The sequence below is a fragment of the Kitasatospora sp. NPDC053308 genome (genome assembly GCF_055585785.1).
Window position 1 is genome coordinate 284,311 of sequence record NZ_JBVJJY010000004.1, and the last position, 22,298, is coordinate 306,608.

Here is a 22,298-nt window from a genome sequence, read left to right on the forward strand (position 1 = left end):
GGGGCAAACCCCGACAGGTCTCTCCGTGGGGAACAACATCCCCCTCCAATAAAACTCGCCTTGGCGGGCCACATAGAAATGCCCCCCCCCCCCCCCCCCCCTCCCCCCCCCCCCTTCCCTTCCCGCCGCCGGACGGCTCCGGCACCGTAGGGTCCTCTCCGACGGGACACGGCCGACCGGTCGACCGGACCGGGGCGTCGCAAGGACGTCGGGCCGCGGGAAGTACGAGACGAGGGGCTGGCACGCCACATGCAACAGCGCAGTCTGCGGGACCTCCAGGTATCGGCCATCGGCCTCGGCTGCATGGGGATGTCCGCCTTCTACGGCACGGCCGACCAGGACGAGGGCGTCGCGACCATCCGGCGCGCCCTGGACCTCGGCATCACCTTCCTCGACACCGCGCAGGTCTACGGACCGCTCACCAACGAGTCCCTGGTCGGCGAGGCCGTCCGGGGGCACCGTGACGAGTACGTGATCGCCACCAAGTTCAACTACCGCATGGACGGCGCCGTTCCGGGCGACATGTCGACCGTGGGCCGCCAGGACGGCTCGGCCAAGCACGTCCGCAGCTCCGTCCACGGTTCGCTCGCGCGGCTCGGCACCGACCACATCGATCTGTACTACCAGCACCGGGTCGACCCGAACGTGCCCATCGAGGAGACCGTCGGCGCGCTCGGCGAACTGGTCGCCGAGGGCAAGGTGCGGTACATCGGGCTGAGCGAGGCGAGCGGCGAGACGATCCGGCGCGCCGACGCCGTCCACCCGGTCACCGCCGTCCAGAGCGAGTACTCGCTCTGGACCCGGGACGTGGAGGCCGAGGTACTCCCCACCTGCCGGGAGCTCGGCATCGGCTTCGTGCCGTACTCCCCGCTCGGCCGCGGCTTCCTCGCGGGCCGCTTCAGCTCCCCGGACGAGCTCGACAAGGACGACTTCCGCCGCACCAACCCGCGGTTCACCGAGGCCAATCTGGCGGCCAACCTCCGGCTCGCCGAGAAGGTCAAGGAGATCGCCGCCGAGAAGGAGGTCACCCCGGCCCAGCTGGCGATCGCCTGGGTCCTGGCCCGCGGCGAGGACCTGGTGCCGATCCCGGGCACCAAGCGCCGCACCTACCTGGAGCAGAACGCGGGCGCGGTCGACGTCGTCCTGACCGCCGAGGACCTGGCCCGCATCGACGCCGAGCTGCCCGAGGCGGCGGGTGAGCGCTACGACGCGGACGGGATGCGGGCGGTGAACCGCTGAACGACCGCCCCTGAGCAGAACCCCGATCGGCGGGGCGGCGCGTCACGACGGAAGGGCCCGCACCGGGCGTCATGCGCGGTGCGGGCCCTTCGCTGCCCGGCGGGTGCCGGGCGGAGGAACTACAGCGGGCGAATGTTCTCCGCCTGCGGGCCCTTCTGGCCCTGCGTGACGTCGAACTCGACCTTCTGGCCCTCGAGCAGCTCACGGAAGCCGTTGGCGTTGATGTTCGAGTAGTGGGCGAAGACGTCGGGGCCGCCACCCTCCTGCTCGATGAAGCCGAAGCCCTTCTCCGAGTTGAACCACTTCACAGTGCCATTAGCCATTGATAAATCTCCTTCAAGGGACTGTTCGAAACACGCACGGCGCGCGCTTCGAGTCACCGCATGGAGCGCCCACCGGGGATGAGCCGGGGAACAAAAAATGCGCCTGCCATACATCAGCAGGCGCACACAAAGTTCATGGGAACCACTACTGCAACGTCATCGACTGTAGCAGGCCACGGGCCGCCGTGGCGGGACGATTCCCTCCCGGTTTCGCCGGGCCGGCCCGCCGAGCAGCCGCTACCGGCCCGGGACGGTCGTGAACGGCCGCGAGCGGCAAGCGGGTTGACCATGCGGCCGGACGTCCGCGACACCGCCGATTCCCGGCCGGATTTCCGCGGCGCGCGGCGCGGAGCGCGCGCCCCCGGCGGAATGCCGCGCCGTCCGGCCGGGAATTCTCCGCACCGGGAATTCCCGCCACCGCTCCCGCCACCGCCGACCCGAGGTGCCGCCCGCCGGGAGCCCGGAGAGAGTGGAGGGTGGGGCCCTACCCAGCCTGGAGGACACGTGCGTGCCGACAGACCGGACGGGATGCCGCCGCTGCACCTGCCGCGGCGCACCCGGCTGCTGCTGTTCTGCGCCTTCCTGCTGCTGATCGCCGCCATGGTGGCCGACCTGGTGACCGGGCCCGGGACGACGCTGTCGCCCGTCCTGGCGGTGGCGCCGGTGCTGGCCGGGGCGACCACCCGCAGCGCCCGGGTGCCGCTGGCGGCCGGCGGCCTGGCCGTGCTGGCCGTCGGCCTGCTGGAGAGCACCAACACCGAGCTGTCGACCGAGGTGCACCTCACCGCGTTGATCACCGTGCTCGCCGCGACCCTGGCCAGCGCCGCCAACGTGGTGCTGGTGGCGGCCCGGGAGCGGGAGCTCTTCCAGGTCCGCACGGTGGCGGAGGCGGCGCAGCGGGCCCTGCTGCGCCCGCCGCCGGAACGGATCGGTCCGCTGCGGACCGCCGTGCGCTACGTCGCCGCGGCCGCCGAGGCGCGGATCGGCGGGGACCTCTACGCCGTGGAGCAGACCGGTTACGGTGTGCGGATCCTGCTGGGAGACGTGCAGGGGCACGGCCTGCCGGCCGTCGAGACGGCGGCGGACGTCCTGGGGGTGTTCCGTGCGGCGGCCCGCACCGAGGCCGACCTCGGCCGGCTGGCCGAGCGCCTGGACGACGCGCTGGCCGCCCGCCCGGGCGAGGGGCGTTTCGCCACCGCGCTGCTGCTGTCCGTACCGCCCGGCCGGGAGCCGGTCACGCTGGTGAACTGCGGCCACCCTCCCCCGCTGCTGCGCCGGGCCGACCGGGTCACCGCACTGACGCCGCCGACGCCCGCGCCTCCGCTCGGGCTGCTGGGGCTGACCGGCGGCGGGTACCCGACGGGCCGGTTCGAGGCCCGCCCGGGGGACGTGCTGCTCCTGCACACCGACGGGGTGACCGAGGCCCGCGGCGCCGGGGGCGTCTTCTACCCGCTGGAGGAGCGGCTGCCGGAACTGCCCGCGGGGAGCCCCGCCGACCTGCTGGACGCCCTGCTGGCGGACGTGGGGGCCTGGGTCGGCGCCGCCGGCCTGACGGACGACGCGGCACTGCTCGCGATCCGCTGGGAGCCGTGACCTGCGCACCGGCGAACCACCTGGACGACGGGGCCGACGCGGCCTCCGGACCGGGATGCGCGACCGGGCTCCTGCGCACGTCGCGCGGTCCACGACGCCGAGCGTGCCGGTCGGCGACAGCCGTCCGGCACCGGGCGCCCCGGAACCACGCGCCCGGAACCGGGGCACGGTGCCCGGGGGACCCCGGCCGCCGTGCGACCGGGGTCCCCCGGGGCGTCGAGCACCGGCTCTCGGCCGCCGCCGTGCAGGGTCAGCGCTGCAGGGTGAGCACGCCCGGCCGGTACGGCAGTTGGATGTAGGACGTGCCGTCCGAGGCGGGGTTCCGGCCCTGGTAGAGGAGCTGCAGGTTGCAGGGGTCGACGGTCATGGTCTGGTCGGGGTTGGTGCGGACGAGGTCACCGTGGCTGATGTCGTTCGTCCAGGTGGCGCCGCTGTTGGCCTTGCCGGCGAAGGGGTTGCCCGCGGTGGCGGCCTGCGGGGTCCAGGAGCCGTTCAGGCTGGTGGCGGTGAAGGAGCGGAAGTAGCGGTGCTCGTTCACGTCCCGGGCCTCGACGATCATCAGGTACTGGTTCTGGCCCTGGACCTTGTAGACCTGGGGCGCCTCGAACAGGTTCTGCACCGTGTCGCTCATGACGGTGGTGTACGAGGAGCCGAAGTTCCCGGGGAAGTTCCCGAGCGGCATGCTCGCCCGGTAGATGCTGCCGTTGTCACCGGCGAAGAACAGGTACATGTTCTGGTCGTCGGCGATCAGGGTCGGGTCGATCGGGCCGCCGGTGGGGAGGCTGCCGGTGAACAGCGCCTGCGGCGCGGACCAGCCGTTGGGGTTGGTGGGGTCGCTGGACGTGCGGTAGGTGAAGGGCCAGGCGGTCCCCCACCCGAGGGAGGCCAGCACCCAGGTGTTCTTGGGTGCGAAGTAGAACAGCTGGGGCGCCACCGCGGACGAGGACATCACGGTCTGAGTGGCCGAGGCCATGTCCGACCAGTTCGTGAAGGGGGCGAATCCCATCGACTTCCACGACGTCCCGTCGGAGTAGGTCGCGTAGACCAGGTGCTTGCCGTTGTAGACGACGTCGGTGAAGTCCTTCAGCGCGGCTCCCCCGTTCACCGGCTCCGCCAGCGGACCGGTCGAGGTCCACCGGTACGTCGACGGGAGAGCGCACGTGGTGCCCGTCCCGGACAGGCCGGTCCACTTCTGGTTGCCGGCACCGCTGCAGTTCCAGAGCTGCACCGCCGTCCCGTTGGCCGTACCGCCGCCGCTGACGTCCAGGCACAGCCCGGACTCCACCCCGACGACCGAGCCGTCGGAGTTCACCCGCCACTGCTGGTTCGCCCCGCCGCTGCAGGTCCAGATCTCCACCCGGGTGCCGGCGGTGGTGGCGTGGCCCGGGACGTCCAGACACTTGTCGCCGTACACGGTCAGCTGGTTGCCGTCCGTCAGCGTCCACTGCTGGTTGGATCCGCCCGTGCAGTCCCAGATCTGCAGGAACGTGCCGTCGTTCCGGCCGGCGTTCGGCACGTCGAGGCACCGGCCTGAACCCACGCCCCGCAGGGCGCCGCTGCCGGCCGCCTGAGCCGGAGCCGCGACGAGCGCCGACGCCAACGCCACCACCGCCGCGAGCACGGCGGTGAGCACGACGGGCAAGGGCCTGCGGTGGGAACCTGGTCTCTGCATGGGGATCTCCCTGTCTGAGGCGTGCCGTTGTCACACGGCTCGTTGTCGTTGCCCGGGGGCCGTCGGACCTCGGGCGTCGTTTACACGGGGGCAACCTGTCGGCGCGCGCCGGGAGTTACGATCGGCGGACGACGGGCCCTCGCTCTGGACCGGGCGGACTTCGGAGGCCCCGCACGGGGTGCTCCTCCCGGCAGGAGCGCAGGCGACGGCGGACGGGTACACCCCGACTCCGCCGCGCGCGAAGGGCGTTGCCGTCCACCGGGCCGATGAGGGCGGTGTACGGCTGCGCAAAAATGTTAGCGCTAACAATTCAGCTCGACGTGCGCCCTCCTGTCACGGGGCGGGGGAAGACCGGGGATGTGAGCGGAGTCAATACCCGCCCACCCGAGCACGTCAAGACGGCTGCAACGACTTTCCTGACGGAGGCGGCGCACCCGCCGTCCCGCTCGTCTTCGGCCGGCCGACCGCCGGGCGCTCGCGTCCGCCGCCACCCGCCACCCGCCGTCCCGCCCGCAGGCTCCGCGCCCCGCCCGTCGGCCGCCGCCGGGCACCGCCGCGCGTCCCGCCGCGGAGACCCGTCACCACGACCGCCTCGCCATGGCACTTCTGACGGCCGGTCGGTAGATTCCTCCGGGTGCGGCGGGCCGGCCGAGCCCTGGGCCCGGGCCCTGCAGCCGCGACGTGAACCACCTCACCGAAGGAGCGCACGTGACCCGCCCGAACACAGCGCCGCAGCCCCACGACGAGGGCATGCTCGACGTCGGCGACGGTCACCGGGTGTACTGGCAGGTCCGCGGAACGCCCGGCGGCAAGCCCGCCGTCGTCGTGCACGGCGGCCCGGGCGGCGGCTTCGCCCGGGGCGGGTACCGGCGGTTCGACCCGGCGGGCTACCGGCTGGTGCTCTTCGACCAGCGCGGCTGCGGCGACAGCACCCCGCACGCCGGGGACCCGACCACCGACCTTCGGCACAACACCACCCACCACCTGATCGCCGACATGGAGAAGCTGCGCGAGCACCTGGGCATCGAACGCTGGCTGCTCTACGGCTACTCCTGGGGATCGGTGCTCAGCCTGGCCTACGCCCAGCAGCACCCGGAGCGGGTGTCCGAGATCATCCTGGCGGCCGTCTTCGGCGGACGCCGCCGGGACATCGACTGGCTGTACCGCCAGGCCGGGCGCTTCTACCCGGAGGAATGGGAGCGGTTCGTCGCCGGGGTGCCGGGCGCCTCCCGCGACGACGACGTCCTGGACCTCCTGGGCGGCTACGCCCGGTTGATGGAGCACCCGGACCCGGAGGTCCGGGACAGGGCCTCGCTGGACTGGTCGGCCTGGGAGGACGTCCTGCTCTCCCACGAGGCCCAGGGCACGTCCGGGGTTTTCACGAGCCTCCCTGCCCGCGAGCGGATGGGCCTCACCCGCCTCTGCGCGCACTACTTCTCCCACGGGCTGTTCCTCGAGGACGGCGCGCTCCTCCGCGGGGCCGGCCGGCTGGCCGGGATCCCCGGGGTGCTGGTGCACGGCCGGATGGACCTGAACGCGCCGCTCGAAGGAGTCCGGGAGCTGGCCAGGGCCTGGCCGGAGGCCGAGGTGAAGGTCGCCGAGGACGCCGGGCACCTCGACAGCGCGACCAAGGTCCGGCACATCCATGACGCGATCGCCCGCTTCGCGCCCCGTGCACCGGCCCGCGAGCGCGTGCCGTCCGACGCCGGCTGAGGGCGACAGCGCCGACGCCGGCACGCCCGGCACGCCCGGCACGAAGAACGGCCGCCCCGGCGCGGGTGCACCCCGACAGGCGCCGCCCAGGGCGGCCTCCGCGGTTCGGCCCGTCCCGCGGTCGACCTGCCGGGCGGCGCGCCCGCGCCATCACCCCGGGCGCGCTCCCGGAGGCGGCAGCGGCCCGCCTCGCCGCAGCCCCGCTCGCCGCGGCCGGCCACCCCGGCAGGACGGAGCGACCCGCACGAGCGGCACCCGGCTCTGCTCCTCGGAAATTCATGGGCAAGGGGCGGTAAAGGCGGCGACCGCCGCCTTGTTGCCCTCGACAACCCGTCAGTAACGTCAAGTGCCGCACCGGTCGGCGACAGTCCGGCGCATGCGGCCGTCGACGGGCAGCAGCCTGTCATGAGCCTGACGTTCCCTCGCAGGAACGCCCAACTCCCGTACAGCGCAAGCACCACGCCGGTCCACGGCCATCCGCCGGGACCGGCGGCACATGCCGAGATCCGTCAGCACGGGCGCGAGCCCGCACCGGCGAGAACCCCCATGCCGGCACCGGCCGCGCCCCTCGTCCCCCACGGAGGGTCGAACCTTGCGCTCCCACTCCCCCACCGGCCCGCGGCCGCCCCGGGCCCGCAGACTGCTCGCCGCCCTACCGGCCGTGGCGATGGCCGCCACCGGCCTGCTCGCGGTCGCCGCGCCGGGCGCCCACGCCCAGGCCGACGCGCCCGCCGCCGGCGCCGCCACCAAGCGGGTCTGCGCCGCGCCCACGCACCCCGGCGAGATGGCCTGCCTGGCCCTCGCCCGCACCGACGTGGTCCAGCACCTGTCGCTGGCCCCGAACATCAACCCCTCGGGGTACGGCCCGAGCGACCTCGCCTCCGCCTACAACCTGCCCACCTCGGCGGGCTCCGGCGCCACCGTCGCCATCGTCGACGCCAATGACGACCCCAACGCCGAGTCCGACCTGGCCGCCTACCGCTCCCAGTACGGCCTGCCGGCCTGCACCACGGCCAACGGCTGCTTCCAGAAGATCGACCAGCGCGGCGGCACCAACTACCCGAGCGCCGACAGCGGTTGGGCCGGCGAGATCTCGCTCGACGTCGACATGGTCAGCGCCGTCTGCCCCAACTGCCACATCCTGCTGGTCGAGGCCGACAGCGCGAGCATGGACAACCTCGGCACCGCGGTGAACACCGCCGTCTCGCTGGGTGCCAAGTACGTCTCCAACAGCTACGGCGGCTCCGAGGACTCCACCGACCCGAGCTCGGACGCCAGTTACTTCAACCACCCCGGCGTCGCGATCACCGTCTCCTCCGGCGACTCCGGCTACGGCGTCGAGTACCCGGCCGCCTCCCAGTACGTCACCGCGGTGGGCGGCACCAGCCTCAGCCGCGCCTCCACCACCCGCGGTTGGAGCGAGAAGGTGTGGGGCAGCGGCTCCGGCGGCAACGGCGCCGGCTCCGGCTGCTCCGCCTACGACGCCAAGCCGAGCTGGCAGCACGACACCGGCTGCGCCAAGCGCACCGTCGCCGACGTCTCCGCCGTCGCCGACCCGGCCACCGGCGTGGCCGTCTACCAGACCTACGGCGGCTCCGGCTGGAACGTCTACGGCGGCACCAGCGCCTCCGCCCCGATCATCGCCGCCGTCTACGCCCTCGCCGGCACCCCGGCCGCGGGCACCACCCCGGCCTCCTACCCGTACGCGCACACCGGTTCGCTGTACGACGTGACCAGCGGCGCCAACGGCAGCTGCTCCCCGGCCTACCTGTGCACCGCCGGCGCCGGCTACGACGGCCCGACCGGCCTCGGCACCCCCAACGGCACCGCCGCCTTCACCAACGGCTCCACCGGCGGCAACACCGTCACCGTCACCAACCCCGGCAACCAGAGCAGCGCCCAGGGCTCCCCGGTCGGCCTGCAGATCCACGCCACCGACTCCGCCTCCGGCCAGAGCCTCAGCTACAGCGCCAGCGGCCTGCCGGCCGGACTCTCCATCAACACCTCCACCGGCCTGATCAGCGGCACCGCCACCACCGCCGGCAGCTCCACCACGACCGTCACCGCCACCGACACCACCGGCGCCAGCGGCTCCACCACCTTCGGCTGGACCGTCACCGGCACCGGCGGCGGCTGCACCGCCACCCAGCTGCTCGGCAACCCCGGCTTCGAGACCGGCAGCGCCTCGCCCTGGACGGCGAGCGCCGGCGTCATCGACAACAGCAGCAGCGAACCCGCCCACGGCGGCAGCTGGAAGGCCTGGCTCGACGGCTACGGCTCCACCCACACCGACACCCTCGCCCAGACGGTCACCATCCCGGCCGGCTGCAAGGCCACCCTCAGCTTCGCCCTGCACATCGACACCGCCGAGTCCGGCTCCACGGCGTACGACAAGCTGACCGTCCAGGCGGGCTCCACCACCCTGGCGACCTTCAGCAACGTCAACGCGGCCGCCGGCTACACCGTGCGCAGCTACGACCTCTCCGCCTTCGCCGGGCAGAGCGTCACCGTCAAGTTCACCGGCACCGAGGACTCCTCGCTCCAGACCAGCTTCGTCATCGACGACACCGCCCTCACCACCTCCTGACACCCCGCTCCCCCTCAGGAGCCGCGGCGCCCCCGCGCTGCGGCTCCTCCCGCGCCCCCGGCTCCTCCGCCCGTCGCCCGTCGCCGTCGCCCGTCGCCCGTCGCCCGTGCCCAGCGTGCGCGGAGGGACCCGGCAGCTTCCGGGTCGGTGGCGCCGGGAGTCCACGGCGGCGGCGCCGGAGGAACGCCGAACCTGAAGGCACCTTCAGCTGCGCGGTCCGGCGGCCTGCGACCCTGGGGGTATGCGAGAACTGGCGGAGAACGAACCGAGCCCGGCCCCGGCGCCGCCGAGCGCACATGCCCGGGCACTCCGCCGTCGTCTCCGTGCCGCACGGAACCGACTCGCCCGGCACCCGCGCACCGCGCCGCTGCTCAAGCGCCTCGCGCCGCGTTCCGTCCGCGCCCGGACCACCCTCGCCGCCTGCGCCAGCGTCGCCGTCGTCCTGCTCGCCGCGTCCGCCGCCGTCGTCCTGCTGCTGCGGGCGAACCTGGAACGCACCGTCGAGACGGGGGCCCGTGAGCAGGCCCAGGCCATCGCCCGGCTCGCCACCGACGGCCGCCTCACGACACCCGTGCCACTCGACCACGGCACCGACTTCATCCAGGTCACCGACGCGACCGGCAGGGTCGTCGCCGCCAGCCAGAACCTCACCGGGCACCCGGCCCTCGCCCCCGCAGGGATCAAGCACGGCCACACCACCTACGACCTCCGCGCCCTCGGCGACGAGCACCACCAACGCGTCACCACCCTGACCGCCGACACCCCCGACGGCCCCGTGACCATCCACGTCGGCGCCTCCCTCCGCACGGCCGACACCGCCGAGGACCTCACCACCGCCGCGCTGGCCGCCCTCAGCGCCGTGCTGCTGGTCACCGTCGCCACCCTCACCTGGCGCGCGACGGGCCGCGCCCTGCGCCCGGTGGAGGCGATCCGCGCCGAGGTCGCCGCCATCGGGGACCGCGACCTCGACCGGCGCGTGCCGGAGCCCCGTAGCGACGACGAGATCGCCCGCCTCGCGGGCACGATGAACGCCATGCTCGACCGCCTGGAGACCGCCGGCGCCCGCCAACGCCGCTTCATCGCCGACGCCTCCCACGAACTGCGCAGCCCCCTCACCGGCCTGCGCGCCCAGCTCGAGATCGCCCTCACCCATCCGGACCCCCAGGTGCGCACCGGCCTCGTCGCCGGTGCCCTGGAGGACACCGAACGCCTCCAGTCCCTCGCCACCGACCTGCTGCTCCTCGCCCGCCTCGACGCCGCCGGCAGCGAGCGCCCGCACGAGCCGGTCGACCTCGCCGACCTCGTCCGGGCCACCGTGGACGGCCGCGGCCCGCAGCCGCACCCGGTCGCCGTGCACACACCCGACGCTCTCACCGTCACCGGCAACCCCCTGTGGCTCGGACGGCTGCTGACCAACCTCCTCGACAACGCCCAACGCCATGCGCGGCACCGCGTCACCGTCCGGCTGTCCAGGGATGCCGCCACCCGGGACGCGGTCCTCGACGTGGCCAACGACGGCACCCCGGTCGATCCCGCCGACCGGGAGCGGATCTTCGAACGGTTCACCCGCCTCGACGAGGCCCGCAGCCGCGACGACGGCGGCACGGGTCTGGGCCTGCCCATCGCCCGCGACATCGCCACCGTCCACGGCGGCACTCTCACCGTCCGGGACACCCCGGACGGCACCACCTTCCGCACCCGCCTGCCCGACCCCACGGTGTGAGCCCCGCCCCTCCGGAGCGCCCGGCCGAACGCGCCGTGCGCCGCGCGTCCGTCGCGGCGGCGCGAGCCCGCTCGGGCGACCCGTGGCCGGCCCCGCAGCGGGCGGAGCCGGACCGTACGGCGTCGGATCCGGCGGCAGCGGAACCCGCGCCTTTCCGGCTCAGCCGCCGTCGGCCGCCAGCCGGTAGCCGGCGCCGCGCACGGTCTGCACCGCCGCCCGGCCGTACGGGGTGTCGATCTTGCGGCGGAGGGCGCTGACGTGGACCTCGACGGTGTTGGGGTCGCTGTCGAGGGCGCTGTCCCAGACCGCGTCGAGGATCTCCCGTTTGGAGACGGCCTCGCCGGCCCGGCGGGCCAGGTGGTCGAGGATGGCGAACTCCCGGGGCGTGAGCGCGATGGGGGTGCCGGCCCTGCTGCAGGTGCGGGCGGCGGAGTCGACCACGAGGTCCCCCAGGACGGTGCGTCGCGGCGCGCGGCTGCCGATCCGGCGGGCGAGCGCCTTGAGGCGGGCGACGAGGACGACGAAGGAGAACGGCTTGGACAGGTAGTCGTCGGCGCCGGTGTCCAACGCCTCGGCCTCGTCCCATTCCCCGTCCTTGGCCGTGAGCATCAGGATGCCGACGTCGCTGCCGGCCGCTCGCAGGCGGGAGCACACCCGGTAGCCGTTGAGGCCGGGCAGCATGATGTCGAGGACGATCACGTCGTAGTCCTGGTCCATGGCCTTGGCCAGGCCGGTGAGCCCGTCGTGGGCCAGGTCGACGGAGAAGCCCTCCGCCGCCAGCCCGAGCTGAACCGTCCGGGCCAGCCGCCGTTCGTCCTCCACGACCAGTACGCGCATGCCCACCAGGATGGCAGGCCCCGCCGACGGGGACCTGAAGGCCCCTTCAGCTCTTCAGCCGATCTTCAGCAACGCCCGGACATGCTGGCGGCACGCCCGGGAACGGTCCCGGGCCCGTCGAGGACAGGGGTGGGTGCCGTGAACGAGCCCAGGGAAGCCGCCGAGCAGGCCGAGCCGCAGAAGGCCTCGAGGAGAACGCGTACGGGTCTGGGGCGCGCCGGGCGGTGGGTGCGCGGGCGCACCGGACGCTGGGTCGTGGTCGGGGCGGCGGTGGTCGTGCTGGGCAGTGGCACGGCGGCGGTCGCGCTCCACCACGAGGGCGAGGGCCACGGCGACCGCAGGCTCGCGGGCGAGCAGGAGCGGCCCGACGGCCGGGACGGCCGGGAGGGTCAGGACGGCCGGGACGGCCACGAGCACGGCGGACACCACCGGGGCGGCCACGCGGAGCAGCGCCCGGACGCGCACGGGGCACCGGCGCCGCTGCCGTCGACCGACGCGGCCGACGCGGTGGCCAAGGCCTCCTCGGCCGTGCCCGGCGGGAAGGTCGAGTCGCTGGCCCCGGCCACCGAACAGGGCGGCAACCGCGCCTGGCAGGCGGTGGTCGTCGGCCCGGACGGCGTGCGGCACCTCGTGACGGTCGACGGCGCCACGGTCACCGGCAACACGGTCCTGAACGGCTGATCCCCCCACTCGTCTCGTCTTCGCGGCCACGGCCGCGCATCACGGAAGGAAGCGCAGTCCTCGTGGGCGCCACGATGATCCCCCCGTCCACCCACCGAAGCCCGAACCTGTCCGCAGGGCCCGCCTGGAGCAAGGTCCCGCAGGTCACGGCGGTCTTCTGGGTGGTCAAGATCCTCACCACCGGTATGGGCGAGACCACGTCCGACTACCTGGCCCGGGTGCTGGGACCGGTGCCAGCGGTCGGGTCGGCCGCCCTGCTGCTGGCGGGCGCGCTGTACGCCCAGGCCCGTACCCGCCGCTACGTCCCGGTGGTGTACTGGGCGGCGGTGGTCATGGTGAGCGTGTTCGGCACCATGGCGGCCGATGTCGCACACGTCGCCCTGGGCGTGCCGTACGCCGCTTCGGCGGTGGCGTTCGCCGGCTGCCTCGCCCTGGTGTTCGTCCTGTGGCGGCGCACCGAGGGGACCCTCGCGGTGGAGACGGTCTCGGGCGGGCGCCGTGAGGTCTTCTACTGGAGCGCGGTAATGGCCACCTTCGCGCTCGGCACCGCCGTCGGCGACCTGACCGCGGCGACCCTGGGCTGGGGCTACCTGCCCTCCGGACTGCTGTTCGCCGCGCTGATCGCGCTGCCGGCGCTCGTCGACCGGCTGTCCGGCGTGTCACCGGTCCTCACGTTCTGGTGGGCGTACGTCCTCACCCGCCCGCTGGGTGCCTGTTTCGCCGACTGGGCCGGGGTCAGCCGCGAACGCGGCGGCCTGGCGCTCGGCACCGGGGCGGTCAGCCTCCTCCTCGCCGTCGTCATCGTCGTGGCCGTGGCATGGCTGGGGGTCACCGAGCGGCGCGAGCCCGGACACTGACTGACCCGACCGCAGCCGCAACCGCAAACCATTTCGACCGAACCCGTTCCCCGAGGAAGGGCGCAGACCATGGTGAACCTGTCGTCGAGCCTGCCGGCCGTCAACCCGCTGGACGCAGGATCACTCCTCGGCGCGTTCGGTGCCCTCGGCGTCGCCGTGGTGCTGTTCGCCGAGACCGGCCTGCTCGTGGGCTTCTTCCTGCCCGGCGACTCCCTGCTGTTCACGGCGGGCCTGCTGTGCACCACCGGCGCCCACAGCGGCCCGCACCTGGACCTCGCCCAGGTCCTCGCCGCCTCGGCGGTCGGCGCCCTCGCCGGTGCCCAGGTCGGCTACCTGCTCGGCCGCCGAGGCGGCCGGGCCCTGCTCACCCGCTCCCGCAACAGGCGCCTCCACGAGGGGGCGGCGCGGGCCGAGGAGATCCTGCACCGCTACGGGCACGCCAAGGCCGTCGTCCTCGCGCGCTTCGTGCCCGTGGTGCGCACCGTTCTCAATCCGCTGGCGGGCGCGCTCGGCGTCAACGCCCGCACCTTCACCCTCTGGCAGGTCATCGGCGGCCTCGTGTGGACGTTCGGGCTGGTCCTCGCCGGGTACACGCTCGGCTCCTCCGTACCGAACGTCGACCACTACCTGCTGCCCATCGTCGCCGTCGTGGTCGTGGTGTCCCTGCTGCCGCTCGTCCTGGAGCTGCTGCGTTCGCGCCGACAGGCGGCTACCCGGTGACGGCCGGCTCCCGGGTGCCCGCCTCCGACGGTCCCCGGCTGCTCGCCTTCGACGGCCGCCCGGTCGACGGGGCCTCTACCTGAGCGTCGACCACTGGGCCCAGCAGCTTCCCGGACCGGTGCGCGGGGCGATCGCCGCCTTCTCGGCCTACGGCCTGGGCGTACTGGCCGTCCTGATGCCCCGCCGGTTGCCCTCCGCTTCGTCATATCGGCATGGGCCGGTCGGGGTCACCGGGGCTGTTCGAGGGGGGCCAGGCGGACGGTCGCCGTCTTGAAGACGGGCTGCTTGGACGACGGGTCCAGGCGGGTTGGGACGAATCGTTGGCGGCGCGCTCGTGGCGCGGGGCACGTCGGGTGGCGGTCGGTAGTCGGCTGCGCGGAGGACGGCTTTGCCGTGCGGGTTCAGGCGCGTCTACCCGTGCCCCGCCCGATGCGCACCCGGGCCGCCGGTCGTCGGCACCGGGTCCGCCCCGGTCACGGCCGGTTCTCGCGGCGGGCGGCCCGGGCGCGTGCGCAGCGCAGCAGCTCCTCGCCGTAGGGCAGGGCGACGAAGGCCGTGACGCCTGCGGCGAAGCCGGCCAGGTACCCGGTGGGCAGCGGGCGCGACTTGGGGTGCAGGCGCCAGCTGCGGCGGGAGTCCCCGCCGCGCAGGAGGGAGCGGACCTGGTCCCAGTGCAGGCACGCGGTGAAGGCGACGGCGGTGAGGGGGAGGACCTCGAGGAAGCTGTGGATGTGCTGCTCGATCGGGGTGATCTCCCGCTCACCGGTGGCCAGGGACACGTCCCACAGCGCGGTGGCCCCGTGGACCACGGCAGCGCCCGCCATGGCGGTCAGGACCAGGGGGTTGATCTCGGCGGTCAGGCCGAGGACGACCGGGCCGCCTGCCTCGGCCATCATCAGGGCGTGGATCAGGGACTCACGCAGTCCGCTGGTGTCCTCGATCCTGGTGCGCCGGTGCATGGCCCAGTCGGCTACGGCGGGGGCGAACCAGAGCGGCAGCACCCCGTAGAGGAGGAAACGCCTGCTGGCCTCCTCCACGCCATCGGACACTCCATCGGACACGCCATCGGATCCGAACGCCGCCGGGCGGTCGGGATCGCAGCGCCGGGTCCTCCACCGGGGTCGGCTGTTCAGGCTGGGCACGGGTCGGCACCTCCCACGGGGAGCGGTCGCGGTCAGGGACGGTCGTCGTGGTGGCCGCACAGCCACGCCAGCGCCCGGTAGGTACCGAGGGCTCCCGCGCTGTCCCCGCCCGTGGCCAGCGCGTCGCGCAGGCGGACGGCGGCGGCCTGGCACTCGGCCAGCAGCTGGGCCCGGCAGGGCCCGACGGCCCCGAGCGCCGCGGCGGCGGTCACCGGCGCGGCGGCCTGCGCGCCGGCGGCCCACCGGTAGGCGCCGAGGACGCCGTGGTCGAAGCCGGTCCACGGCCGCGGTCGCCGGTTGGCGGCCTCGATCGCGTCGAACACCTCGTCCAGTGGGCGCACCCCCACGGCCGGGATCGTCGTCTCGTCACTGGTCATGTCCGCAACCTACGTCGACCGCGGGCAGCCCGCCGCCGGGCAGGCCGGTCTGGGCGGTGGCGGGCAGGTCGCCGCAGGGCGCGAGGTCGGCGATCGGGTGAACCACCCGGGGCGGCTGGATCGCCCCGCGCACCGGGGGGGGCCTCGCGGACCGGGCGGCCCAGGTCCCGCTCGGCGGGCGCGGGCCCGTTACTGCATGGGGCCAGCTCCAGCCGTCCGGGCTCGGCGGGGGCGGGGGGTGTCGGTCATCGCGTCGAACTCAACGCCGGGATCTGCACTCGTCTGGCCCGGCTCGGTCCGCAGGCTTACCCCGCCGGTGATGACAGTCAGGGGAGTTTCCACAGCCGGCACCCGTCATCGTTCCCCCCGGCTGCGGCTCTGCCGTCGGGACAGGAGCAGCCCCGCTCACTTGGTGGGCTCGCGATCGTAGAGCTTCTTGGCCCATAGATAGCCAACCAGAGCGATCAGGGCACACCAACCGATGGTCTGTATTGCGCTGTCGTCGATCGGGGTGCCCATCAACAGCCCGCGCAGGGTTTCGATGAAGGGGGTGAACGGCTGGTACTCGGCGAACCATTTCAGCCCTGTCGGCATCGAGTCGGTGGGGGCGAACCCGCTGCCCATCATGGGCAGGACCATCAGCGGCGTCATCATGTTGCTCGCGGTGGCGACGCTCTTGGCGACCATGGCCAGTGCGACCGACAGCCAGGTGAGCGCGAGGATGATCATGACGAGCACGCCGATCGCCCCGAGCCATTCGCCGAAGCCCGCGGTCGGCTCGAATCCCACCAGCAGCGCGACCCCGACGACGGCGGCGATACTCAGCAGGGTCTGGATCAGGCTGCCCAGCACATGACCGGTGAGCACCGAGACCCGGGCGATGGCCATGGTGCGGAACCGGGCGACGATTCCCTCGGTCATGTCGATGGCTACCGAGATCGCGGTGCCCTGGGCCGCGGTCGCCACAGTCATCAGGAGGACGCCGGGGACGACGTAGTTCACGTAGGCGTCCCGGCCGCCCGAGGGTCCGCCGAGGCCGGTGCCGAGGATGCCGCCGAGCACGTAGACGAACAGCAGCAGGAAGACCACCGGAACCCCGGCAGCCGTCAGGATGAGCGTCGGATAACGCAGCATGTGCCGTAATTGGCGACGCAGCATGGTCGCCGAGTCGGCGAAGGCGTGGGAAGCAGCACTGGAAGCGTTGCTCATCGGGCGGGCTCCTGTTCCGTGACCGGGTTGCCCGTCAGGGCGAAGAAGACGTCATCGAGATCGGGGGTGTGGACCTGGAGCTCGTCGACGGCGAGCGCGGCGCGGTCGAGCCAGTCCAGCAGTGCGCGCAACGCCCGGACGTCGCCCTGGCTGGGGATCTGCAGGGTGCGTGCCTCATCGTTGCGGGACGACACGTCCAGCGTCCGGGCCGCGTGGTCGTAGCCGTGTGAGTCGGCGAAGCGCAGGGTGATGTGGCCGCTGCCGACCTGCCGTTTGAGCTCCTGGGGCGAGCCCTGCGCGACGAGTCTTCCCTGGTGCAGCACGGCGATTCGATCGGCGAGCTGGTCGGCCTCTTCGAGGTACTGGGTGGTGAGGAAGATCGTGGCGCCCTCGTCGGTCACCAGCCGGCGGACGATCTCCCACATGGTCCTCCTGCTGCGCGGGTCCAGCCCGGTGGTCGGCTCGTCGAGGAAGATCACCCGGGGTCGGCCGACCAGCGTCATCGCGAGGTCCAGGCGGCGGCGCATCCCACCCGAATATGTCGCCGCGGGCTTGCGGGCCGCGTCCACCAGATCGAACCGTGCAAGCAGGTCCGCGGCGCGCTGCCGCCGTTCCTGGCGGGGCAGGCGGTTCAGGTCGGCCATCAACAGCAGGTTCTCCTGGCCGGAGAGGAAGCCGTCCACTGCGGAGAACTGGCCGGTGACGCCGATCGCGGCACGGACCGCGTCCGGATCCCGGGCCACGTCGTGGCCGCCGACCCGCATTTCGCCGGCGTCGGCGCGGATGAGCGTGGACAGGATCTGCACCATGGTCGTCTTGCCGGCGCCGTTCGGGCCGAGCAACGCGAAGACGGATCCCGCGGGGATATCGAGGTCGATGCCGTCGAGCACCACGTGGTCGCCGTACGCCTTGCGCACCGCAGTCGCCGCGACCGCGGGTTGATCGGTAGTCATGGGTTCACTCCCGTCGGTGAGATCCGGTGCCGCACGAACACCTTTGCCACTCGGCGAAAGTAACGTTGCATTCACTAAAGCGTCAATCTCCAGTCGATGAAGCGCTCGCATAACTGCAGATAGAAGCGCTAAATCGTTGCATGACTCATGCCGACTAATGCAACGATGCGCGTTGCATTAGAGTGGCCTCGACGCCGACAGCGGAGGACGCCCGATGCCTGGTGACAGACTCACCCTCCAGGACCGACAGCAGATCGCCGCAGGACTGCGCGAGGAGCTGACCTACGCCGCGATCGGCCGCCGCATCCGGCGGCCGACCTCCACCGTCATCCGCGAAGTGATGCGCAACGGTGGGCCACGCGAGTACCACGCCGAGGCGGCCCACCGGGCCGGCACACGACACGCCCGTCAGCGCAGGACCTCTCCGCTGGCACTCTCACCAGCAGGACAGGGCCCCGGCGGACGCGGTCCACGGCTCGGGGACGAGGTGGATGCGCAGAGCGTGGAACTGATGATCCAGGCCGGACTCCCGCAGATGATGGCCAGGGTACTCGCCGCGTTGTTCACCACCGACAGCGGAAGCCTCACCTCCGCGGAACTCGTGCGACGCCTGCACGTCAGCCCCGCCTCCATCTCCAAGGCCGTCGGCTACCTGGAAACCCAGGCACTCATCAAACGCGAACGCGACCCCCACAGCCGCGCCGAACGCTACGCCATCGACGACGACGTAGCGTTCCGATCCATCATGGCCGGCGTACGCAACCAAGCCCAGATCGCCGAGGCCTGTAAGGCCGTAGCGCAGAACCTCGGCATCACCACCCCGGCCGGCGCCCGACTGGAGAACATGAGTCAGTTCCTCCTCCACGTCATCGACGACTTGGCCCGCTCAGCCCAGCACTGGCACCAGATCTACTCCAACCACCCTCGGAAGACGGACGGGACTGACGAGTGAACACGCCACACTGACCCCGGAGGAGGTTTCGTCCTGGGCATGGCGCCTCGTCGAGGAGAGGCCCGGCGAGCTTCAGAAGATCGAGGTCCTCTGGCGCGGTGCCGCCTCCCGTTCGTAGCGGACGATCGCGGTGGCGAGGCTGCGGCGCGCGGGTGGTCGAGCCAGGCGCTGCGCGAGCCCTTGGCGGAGGGCGCTTCGTGCTGTGCTCCCCTTTCCCTGGCCGTCCCCGCCGCACGCCCGCGGCCGGTGCCCCGGCTTGCCCCGCGTTCCGCTGCGGAAACGCTGCGATACGGAGGAGGGCGCCGACGGGACGAGCATGGATTCGAGGGTCCGTTGCGTGGGTCGGCCGGTCGCGATGGCGACCGCGCCCCGTGCTCGGCGGAGCGGGACCCCGGCTCAGTGCGTGGAACGGTTCCGTTCCGCGCTTACCCGAACGTCCGGCATCGGGAGGACGACATGACCATCGACCAGCACGTCCCCGCCCGTGAGCGGCCCGTGCCCGCAAGCCCTCCCAGCGAGACGCCCGAATGCGAGGCGTCGACGTGCTCCGGCATTTCGACCCCGGAGTCGGTCGAGCTCCACACGGCCTGGCCCGGCTGGATCCCCCTGCTGGTGATCGGCGTCATGGTGGTGTGCTGCGTGGGGTTCGCCGTGGGGAGGATCGCGGGATGGTGACCCGTCCGGGATGACGCCCGACGCCGCGGACCGTGGTCGAGGCCGATCTCGCGCAGCCCGTTGTGGCGCTGCCGGCCGGGTCCTGAGCGGCGGGTTGCCTGCCTGTCCCCACCGGATTGCCTGGCCGTCCCCGTTCGAGTCGCGGAACGGCGGGCGTCGGTGCCGGGTCGTGCGCGCCGGGGCGCTTGTGGAACTCGGCCAGTAGCAAACCCAGTTCGGGGGCGAGGACGGCTTCGGTCAGGTGCGCGAGGACGTCGGCGCCGATTGCGGAGGTGAGGCTCTCGAGGCCCTCGAAAAGTTGGCGGGGCGGGGGTGGCGGCCGGGGCGGGCACGGCGCCACCAGTGCACGGTGCCGCCGGCCGGGCCCCGGTCGGCCGGCGCGGGGCCGGTGCTCTCCTTGGTGCGGAACAGCTCGCGGTAGGCGGTGGACTTCGCGTCGACCCGCTCCGGCGCCGGGATGGAGCGGTCGACCTCGACCTTCAGGACCGGCACCCCGATCTCCGAGGCTGGAGCACCGCGTCCGGGCGTACCTTGCGCCGGCCGCCCGGCAGCAGGAACTCGACCTCGGTGGCCCAGTCCGTCACGGTGCCGACCCCGCCCGCGGCTCCGGGCGGAGAACCTCAGTGACGTGAGTCAGGACGAGCCGGCCTTCCCGCCGATCGGGACCGCGGCGCCCGAGGGTATCGGTGACCACGTCTTGCCCGCACGGAAGCGACTACACCCGTCGGACCGCCGCTTCGGACATCGTGTCTTTCCTCCCCGAGGACGGCGAAACGCGGATCCGCGCTCGCCGCGGCCGACCCCGAGGCCCTTCCCACACTGGCATGTGTCGATCCCTACGACGACTCCGAATTCGACCACCACTTCTGCGAGTCGGCCCCTCACCGAGTTGGAACGAATCGCCGATCGGCCCGTTCCGACGGAGCAGCGGGAATTCCTCGACGGACTCCGCACACTGCTCCAGCGCGCCATGGCGGAGCCTGCATACGTCGTCCGCCTCGTCGGAGACTGACCGGATCGGTCAAGGCGAAGGGGTGGTCAAGAAGGCTTGACCACCCCTTCGCCGTCTTCCGGGCCGACGTCATGAGGAAGTGGCCCGGACCAGACGGGTCGAGGACGGTGACGTGCACGACATCGGGTAGGTCGTCCATCCGCCCGGAGAGCCGCCATCCAGCTGAAGGCCCGCCGACGACGACGGCCGCCTCCCCGCCCCGAAGCTGCCGTCCAACCCCGTTGAAGCGGCCGATGAAGTCCACCCATGACGATCGGACAGGGCCGCGATCAGGCTCCAGGTGGGGCTTCACCGAAGCCGGCAGCTCAGCGGTGTTCGGGGTTCTCGAAGTCGAAGCGGCAGCCGGCGTCCCATTCGGAGCGCTGGTTGCCGTGGGCGGGGATGCCGCCGGCGTCCTTGAGCATGCGGGCGAGGTGGAGCTGGTTCCAGGTCATGAAGGTGGTGTTGCGATTGGTGAAGTCGTTGTCCGGGCCGCCGGAACCGGGGTCCAGGTAGGAGGGGCCCGGGCCGGCTTCGCCGACCCAGCCGGCGTCGGCCTGCGGGGGGATGGTGTAGCCGAGGTGCTGGAGGCTGTAGAGGACGTTCATCGCGCAGTGCTTGGCGCCGTCCTCGTTGCCGGTGATCAGGCAGCCGCCGACGCGGCCGTAGTAAGCGTACTGACCTTCGGGGTTGAGGATCGAGGAACAGGCGTACAGCCGCTCGATGACCTTCTTCATCACGGAGGAGTTGTCCCCGAGCCACACGGGGCCGGCGAGCGTCAGGATGTCGGCGGCCATGACCTGGGAGTAGACGACCGGCCATTCGTCGGTCTCCCAGCCGTGCTCGGTCATGTCCGGCCAGACACCCGTCGCGATGTCGAGGTCCACGGCCCGCAGGACGTCGACCGCGACGCCCTGGCGTTGCAGGATGGCGGTACTGACGTCGATCAGGCCCTGGGTGTGGCTGCGCTCCGGGGAGCGCTTGAGGGTGCAGTTGATCACCAGGGCGCGGAGGTCGTGGTAGGACGTGGTGGTGTCGAGCATCGGGGCGTTCCCTTGGGGAGGAGGGATGAGGAGGACGCGATCGGGTGCCCGCCCACTCTCCCGGTCCGGCGCGTGGAGACGGCGGACGGCGCACGCGGGCGGGGTGCCCGGGTGGGCCGGCGTTCACCCGGATGGCCGCAGCGGTCGGGTCGTCACACGAACCACACCTGACCCGCGCAGAAGAATCGCCTCGGCCGGGTGTCGCGAGGCGGTGCGGTCTGCGTACGCTCGCAGGCAATCCGGCCCGGTCCGCGGGCGCCCGGCGGCCGTCGCCGGGATCCCGGTCATGCCGCAGCTTTGGAAAGACCTCATGAGTTACTGCACGCCCTGCCGACGCCACCTCAACGGCGCGCTCTCCTGCCCCGGCTGCGGGCGGGCCGCCGAGTCCGTCGCCGAGGAGACGGCGCAGCCTCCGGCGGCGGGACCGGGCGAGGAGTCGTCCGCCGCGGGCGCGGCGCCGGGGCGCGCGGCGGCGCGTGCGGAGCGGGCTGCTCGGCGGCGGGGCGGCCGGCGGCGGGGTGTGGTCGTGGGGGTGTCGGCGGCCGGGGCGGTGGTCTGCGGGCTGGCCGCCGTCCTGGTGACGGGCGGCAGCTCGGACGGGGCGGTGGCCCCGGCCTCCGCGGGCGCCGAGTCGCCCTCGCCGAACGCCTCGGCGGCTCCCACGGCACCGGCCGCGCCGGTACCGGTGTCCGTCACGACCACGGCCCGGCCGCAGCCCTCCACCAGCACGGCCCGGCCCAAGCCGTCCGGCAGCCCGACCACGACGGCCGCGACGCCCTCGGGCGCGCCCGGGCCGGTGTCCTCCCCCGCTCCGGCGGGGCCCGCGCCCGCGCAGCCCTCGCCGAGCGCGAGCACGCCGAACACCGGGCCCTTCCCGCCGACCTCGGCCACCCGGCAGCCGCCCAGCCCGACCGCCACGCCGAGCTGCACCCGGGTGTTGTTCTGGTGCACCTGAGCAGCGTCTCCCGGCCCGATCGCCGCGGTCGTACCGCCCCGGCGTGACCGGCTCGG

At 73.1% G+C, this 22,298-nt stretch carries 20 protein-coding genes; 10 read left to right on the forward strand and 10 right to left on the reverse strand.

Features of this window, described 5'->3' with window-relative positions; translation table 11 throughout:
* Nucleotides 1-249 precede the first annotated feature (249 nt).
* Nucleotides 250-1,239 carry an aldo/keto reductase gene (locus tag ACZ6Y7_RS11885; protein ID WP_465757743.1) on the forward strand — a complete coding sequence of 330 codons (990 nt, stop codon included), beginning with the start codon at nt 250-252 and terminating at the stop codon, nt 1,237-1,239.
* A 119-nt stretch (nt 1,240-1,358) separates the two neighbouring features.
* Here ACZ6Y7_RS11885 and ACZ6Y7_RS11890 read toward each other — a convergent pair whose 3' ends face one another.
* Entirely contained in the window at nt 1,359-1,562 is a 204-nt protein-coding gene (locus tag ACZ6Y7_RS11890; protein WP_045694210.1) for a cold-shock protein, read from the reverse strand.
* A gap of 504 nt (nt 1,563-2,066) precedes the next feature.
* On the opposite strand from ACZ6Y7_RS11890, the gene ACZ6Y7_RS11895 reads away from it, so the two are divergent.
* Nucleotides 2,067-3,155, forward strand: coding sequence for a PP2C family protein-serine/threonine phosphatase (locus ACZ6Y7_RS11895; RefSeq protein WP_465757744.1), 1,089 nt, complete (start codon nt 2,067-2,069; stop codon nt 3,153-3,155).
* A 250-nt stretch (nt 3,156-3,405) separates the two neighbouring features.
* Here ACZ6Y7_RS11895 and ACZ6Y7_RS11900 read toward each other — a convergent pair whose 3' ends face one another.
* Nucleotides 3,406-4,827 carry a non-reducing end alpha-L-arabinofuranosidase family hydrolase gene (locus ACZ6Y7_RS11900; RefSeq protein ID WP_465757745.1) on the reverse strand — a complete coding sequence of 474 codons (1,422 nt, stop codon included), beginning with the start codon at nt 4,825-4,827 and terminating at the stop codon, nt 3,406-3,408.
* Between the two features lie 708 nt (nt 4,828-5,535).
* Here ACZ6Y7_RS11900 and pip point away from each other — a divergent pair.
* From pip to ACZ6Y7_RS11915, 3 genes are all read left to right on the forward strand, one after another.
* Nucleotides 5,536-6,540, forward strand: a complete 1,005-nt coding sequence (gene pip, locus ACZ6Y7_RS11905; RefSeq protein WP_465757746.1) for a prolyl aminopeptidase — start codon at nt 5,536-5,538, stop codon at nt 6,538-6,540.
* 667 nt (nt 6,541-7,207) lie between these two features.
* Nucleotides 7,208-9,127 (forward strand): S53 family peptidase, encoded by a 1,920-nt coding sequence (locus ACZ6Y7_RS11910; RefSeq protein ID WP_465758022.1) that lies wholly within the window; start codon nt 7,208-7,210, stop codon nt 9,125-9,127.
* Between the two features lie 241 nt (nt 9,128-9,368).
* Nucleotides 9,369-10,850, forward strand: a complete 1,482-nt coding sequence (locus ACZ6Y7_RS11915; RefSeq protein ID WP_465757747.1) for a sensor histidine kinase — start codon at nt 9,369-9,371, stop codon at nt 10,848-10,850.
* Between the two features lie 159 nt (nt 10,851-11,009).
* On the opposite strand, the gene ACZ6Y7_RS11920 is transcribed toward ACZ6Y7_RS11915, so the two are convergent.
* Entirely contained in the window at nt 11,010-11,687 is a 678-nt protein-coding gene (locus tag ACZ6Y7_RS11920; protein ID WP_465757748.1) for a response regulator transcription factor, read from the reverse strand.
* Nucleotides 11,688-11,825: 138 nt separating this feature from the next.
* Here ACZ6Y7_RS11920 and ACZ6Y7_RS11925 point away from each other — a divergent pair, with 138 nt between their 5' ends.
* From ACZ6Y7_RS11925 to ACZ6Y7_RS11935, 3 genes are all read left to right on the forward strand, one after another.
* Entirely contained in the window at nt 11,826-12,368 is a 543-nt protein-coding gene (locus ACZ6Y7_RS11925) for a hypothetical protein (RefSeq protein WP_465757749.1), read from the forward strand.
* Between the two features lie 62 nt (nt 12,369-12,430).
* A complete protein-coding gene (locus tag ACZ6Y7_RS11930; RefSeq protein ID WP_465757750.1) occupies nt 12,431-13,225 on the forward strand; it encodes a COG4705 family protein in 795 nt (264 codons plus the stop codon).
* Nucleotides 13,226-13,294: 69 nt separating this feature from the next.
* On the forward strand, nt 13,295-13,945 hold the full coding sequence (locus ACZ6Y7_RS11935) for a DedA family protein (RefSeq protein WP_465757751.1): 651 nt from the start codon (nt 13,295-13,297) through the stop codon (nt 13,943-13,945).
* 473 nt (nt 13,946-14,418) lie between these two features.
* Here ACZ6Y7_RS11935 and ACZ6Y7_RS11940 read toward each other — a convergent pair whose 3' ends face one another.
* From ACZ6Y7_RS11940 to ACZ6Y7_RS11955, 4 genes are all read right to left on the reverse strand, one after another.
* Nucleotides 14,419-14,982, reverse strand: a complete 564-nt coding sequence (locus tag ACZ6Y7_RS11940) for a diguanylate cyclase (RefSeq protein ID WP_465757752.1) — start codon at nt 14,980-14,982, stop codon at nt 14,419-14,421.
* A gap of 137 nt (nt 14,983-15,119) precedes the next feature.
* A complete protein-coding gene (locus tag ACZ6Y7_RS11945) occupies nt 15,120-15,464 on the reverse strand; it encodes a hypothetical protein (RefSeq protein WP_465757753.1) in 345 nt (114 codons plus the stop codon).
* A gap of 405 nt (nt 15,465-15,869) precedes the next feature.
* Nucleotides 15,870-16,673, reverse strand: a complete 804-nt coding sequence (locus ACZ6Y7_RS11950; RefSeq protein ID WP_465757754.1) for an ABC transporter permease — start codon at nt 16,671-16,673, stop codon at nt 15,870-15,872.
* A complete protein-coding gene (locus ACZ6Y7_RS11955; RefSeq protein WP_465757755.1) occupies nt 16,670-17,626 on the reverse strand; it encodes an ATP-binding cassette domain-containing protein in 957 nt (318 codons plus the stop codon). Before ACZ6Y7_RS11955 ends, ACZ6Y7_RS11950 begins: the two co-directional genes overlap by 4 nt.
* Before the next feature lie 214 nt (nt 17,627-17,840).
* Between ACZ6Y7_RS11955 and ACZ6Y7_RS11960 the strand changes: the two genes are divergently transcribed.
* Together ACZ6Y7_RS11960 and ACZ6Y7_RS11965 are read left to right on the forward strand one after the other, a co-directional pair.
* Nucleotides 17,841-18,578: a GbsR/MarR family transcriptional regulator gene (locus ACZ6Y7_RS11960; RefSeq protein WP_465757756.1), complete on the forward strand. Its 738-nt coding sequence runs from the start codon at nt 17,841-17,843 to the stop codon at nt 18,576-18,578.
* A gap of 456 nt (nt 18,579-19,034) precedes the next feature.
* A complete protein-coding gene (locus ACZ6Y7_RS11965) occupies nt 19,035-19,253 on the forward strand; it encodes a DUF6480 family protein (protein ID WP_465757757.1) in 219 nt (72 codons plus the stop codon).
* Between the two features lie 237 nt (nt 19,254-19,490).
* Here the strand turns inward: ACZ6Y7_RS11965 and ACZ6Y7_RS11970 are convergent, their stop codons facing one another.
* The 3 genes from ACZ6Y7_RS11970 to ACZ6Y7_RS11980 all read right to left on the reverse strand — a co-directional run bounded on the left by ACZ6Y7_RS11970 (nt 19,491) and on the right by ACZ6Y7_RS11980 (nt 22,238).
* The gene (locus ACZ6Y7_RS11970) at nt 19,491-19,745 is read right to left on the reverse strand and encodes a hypothetical protein (RefSeq protein ID WP_465757758.1); all 255 of its coding nucleotides are present in this window, start codon (nt 19,743-19,745) and stop codon (nt 19,491-19,493) included.
* 825 nt (nt 19,746-20,570) lie between these two features.
* A complete protein-coding gene (locus ACZ6Y7_RS11975; RefSeq protein ID WP_465757759.1) occupies nt 20,571-21,287 on the reverse strand; it encodes a flavodoxin family protein in 717 nt (238 codons plus the stop codon).
* Nucleotides 21,288-21,602: 315 nt separating this feature from the next.
* Entirely contained in the window at nt 21,603-22,238 is a 636-nt protein-coding gene (locus ACZ6Y7_RS11980; protein ID WP_465757760.1) for a hypothetical protein, read from the reverse strand.
* Nucleotides 22,239-22,298: the final 60 nt, after the last annotated feature.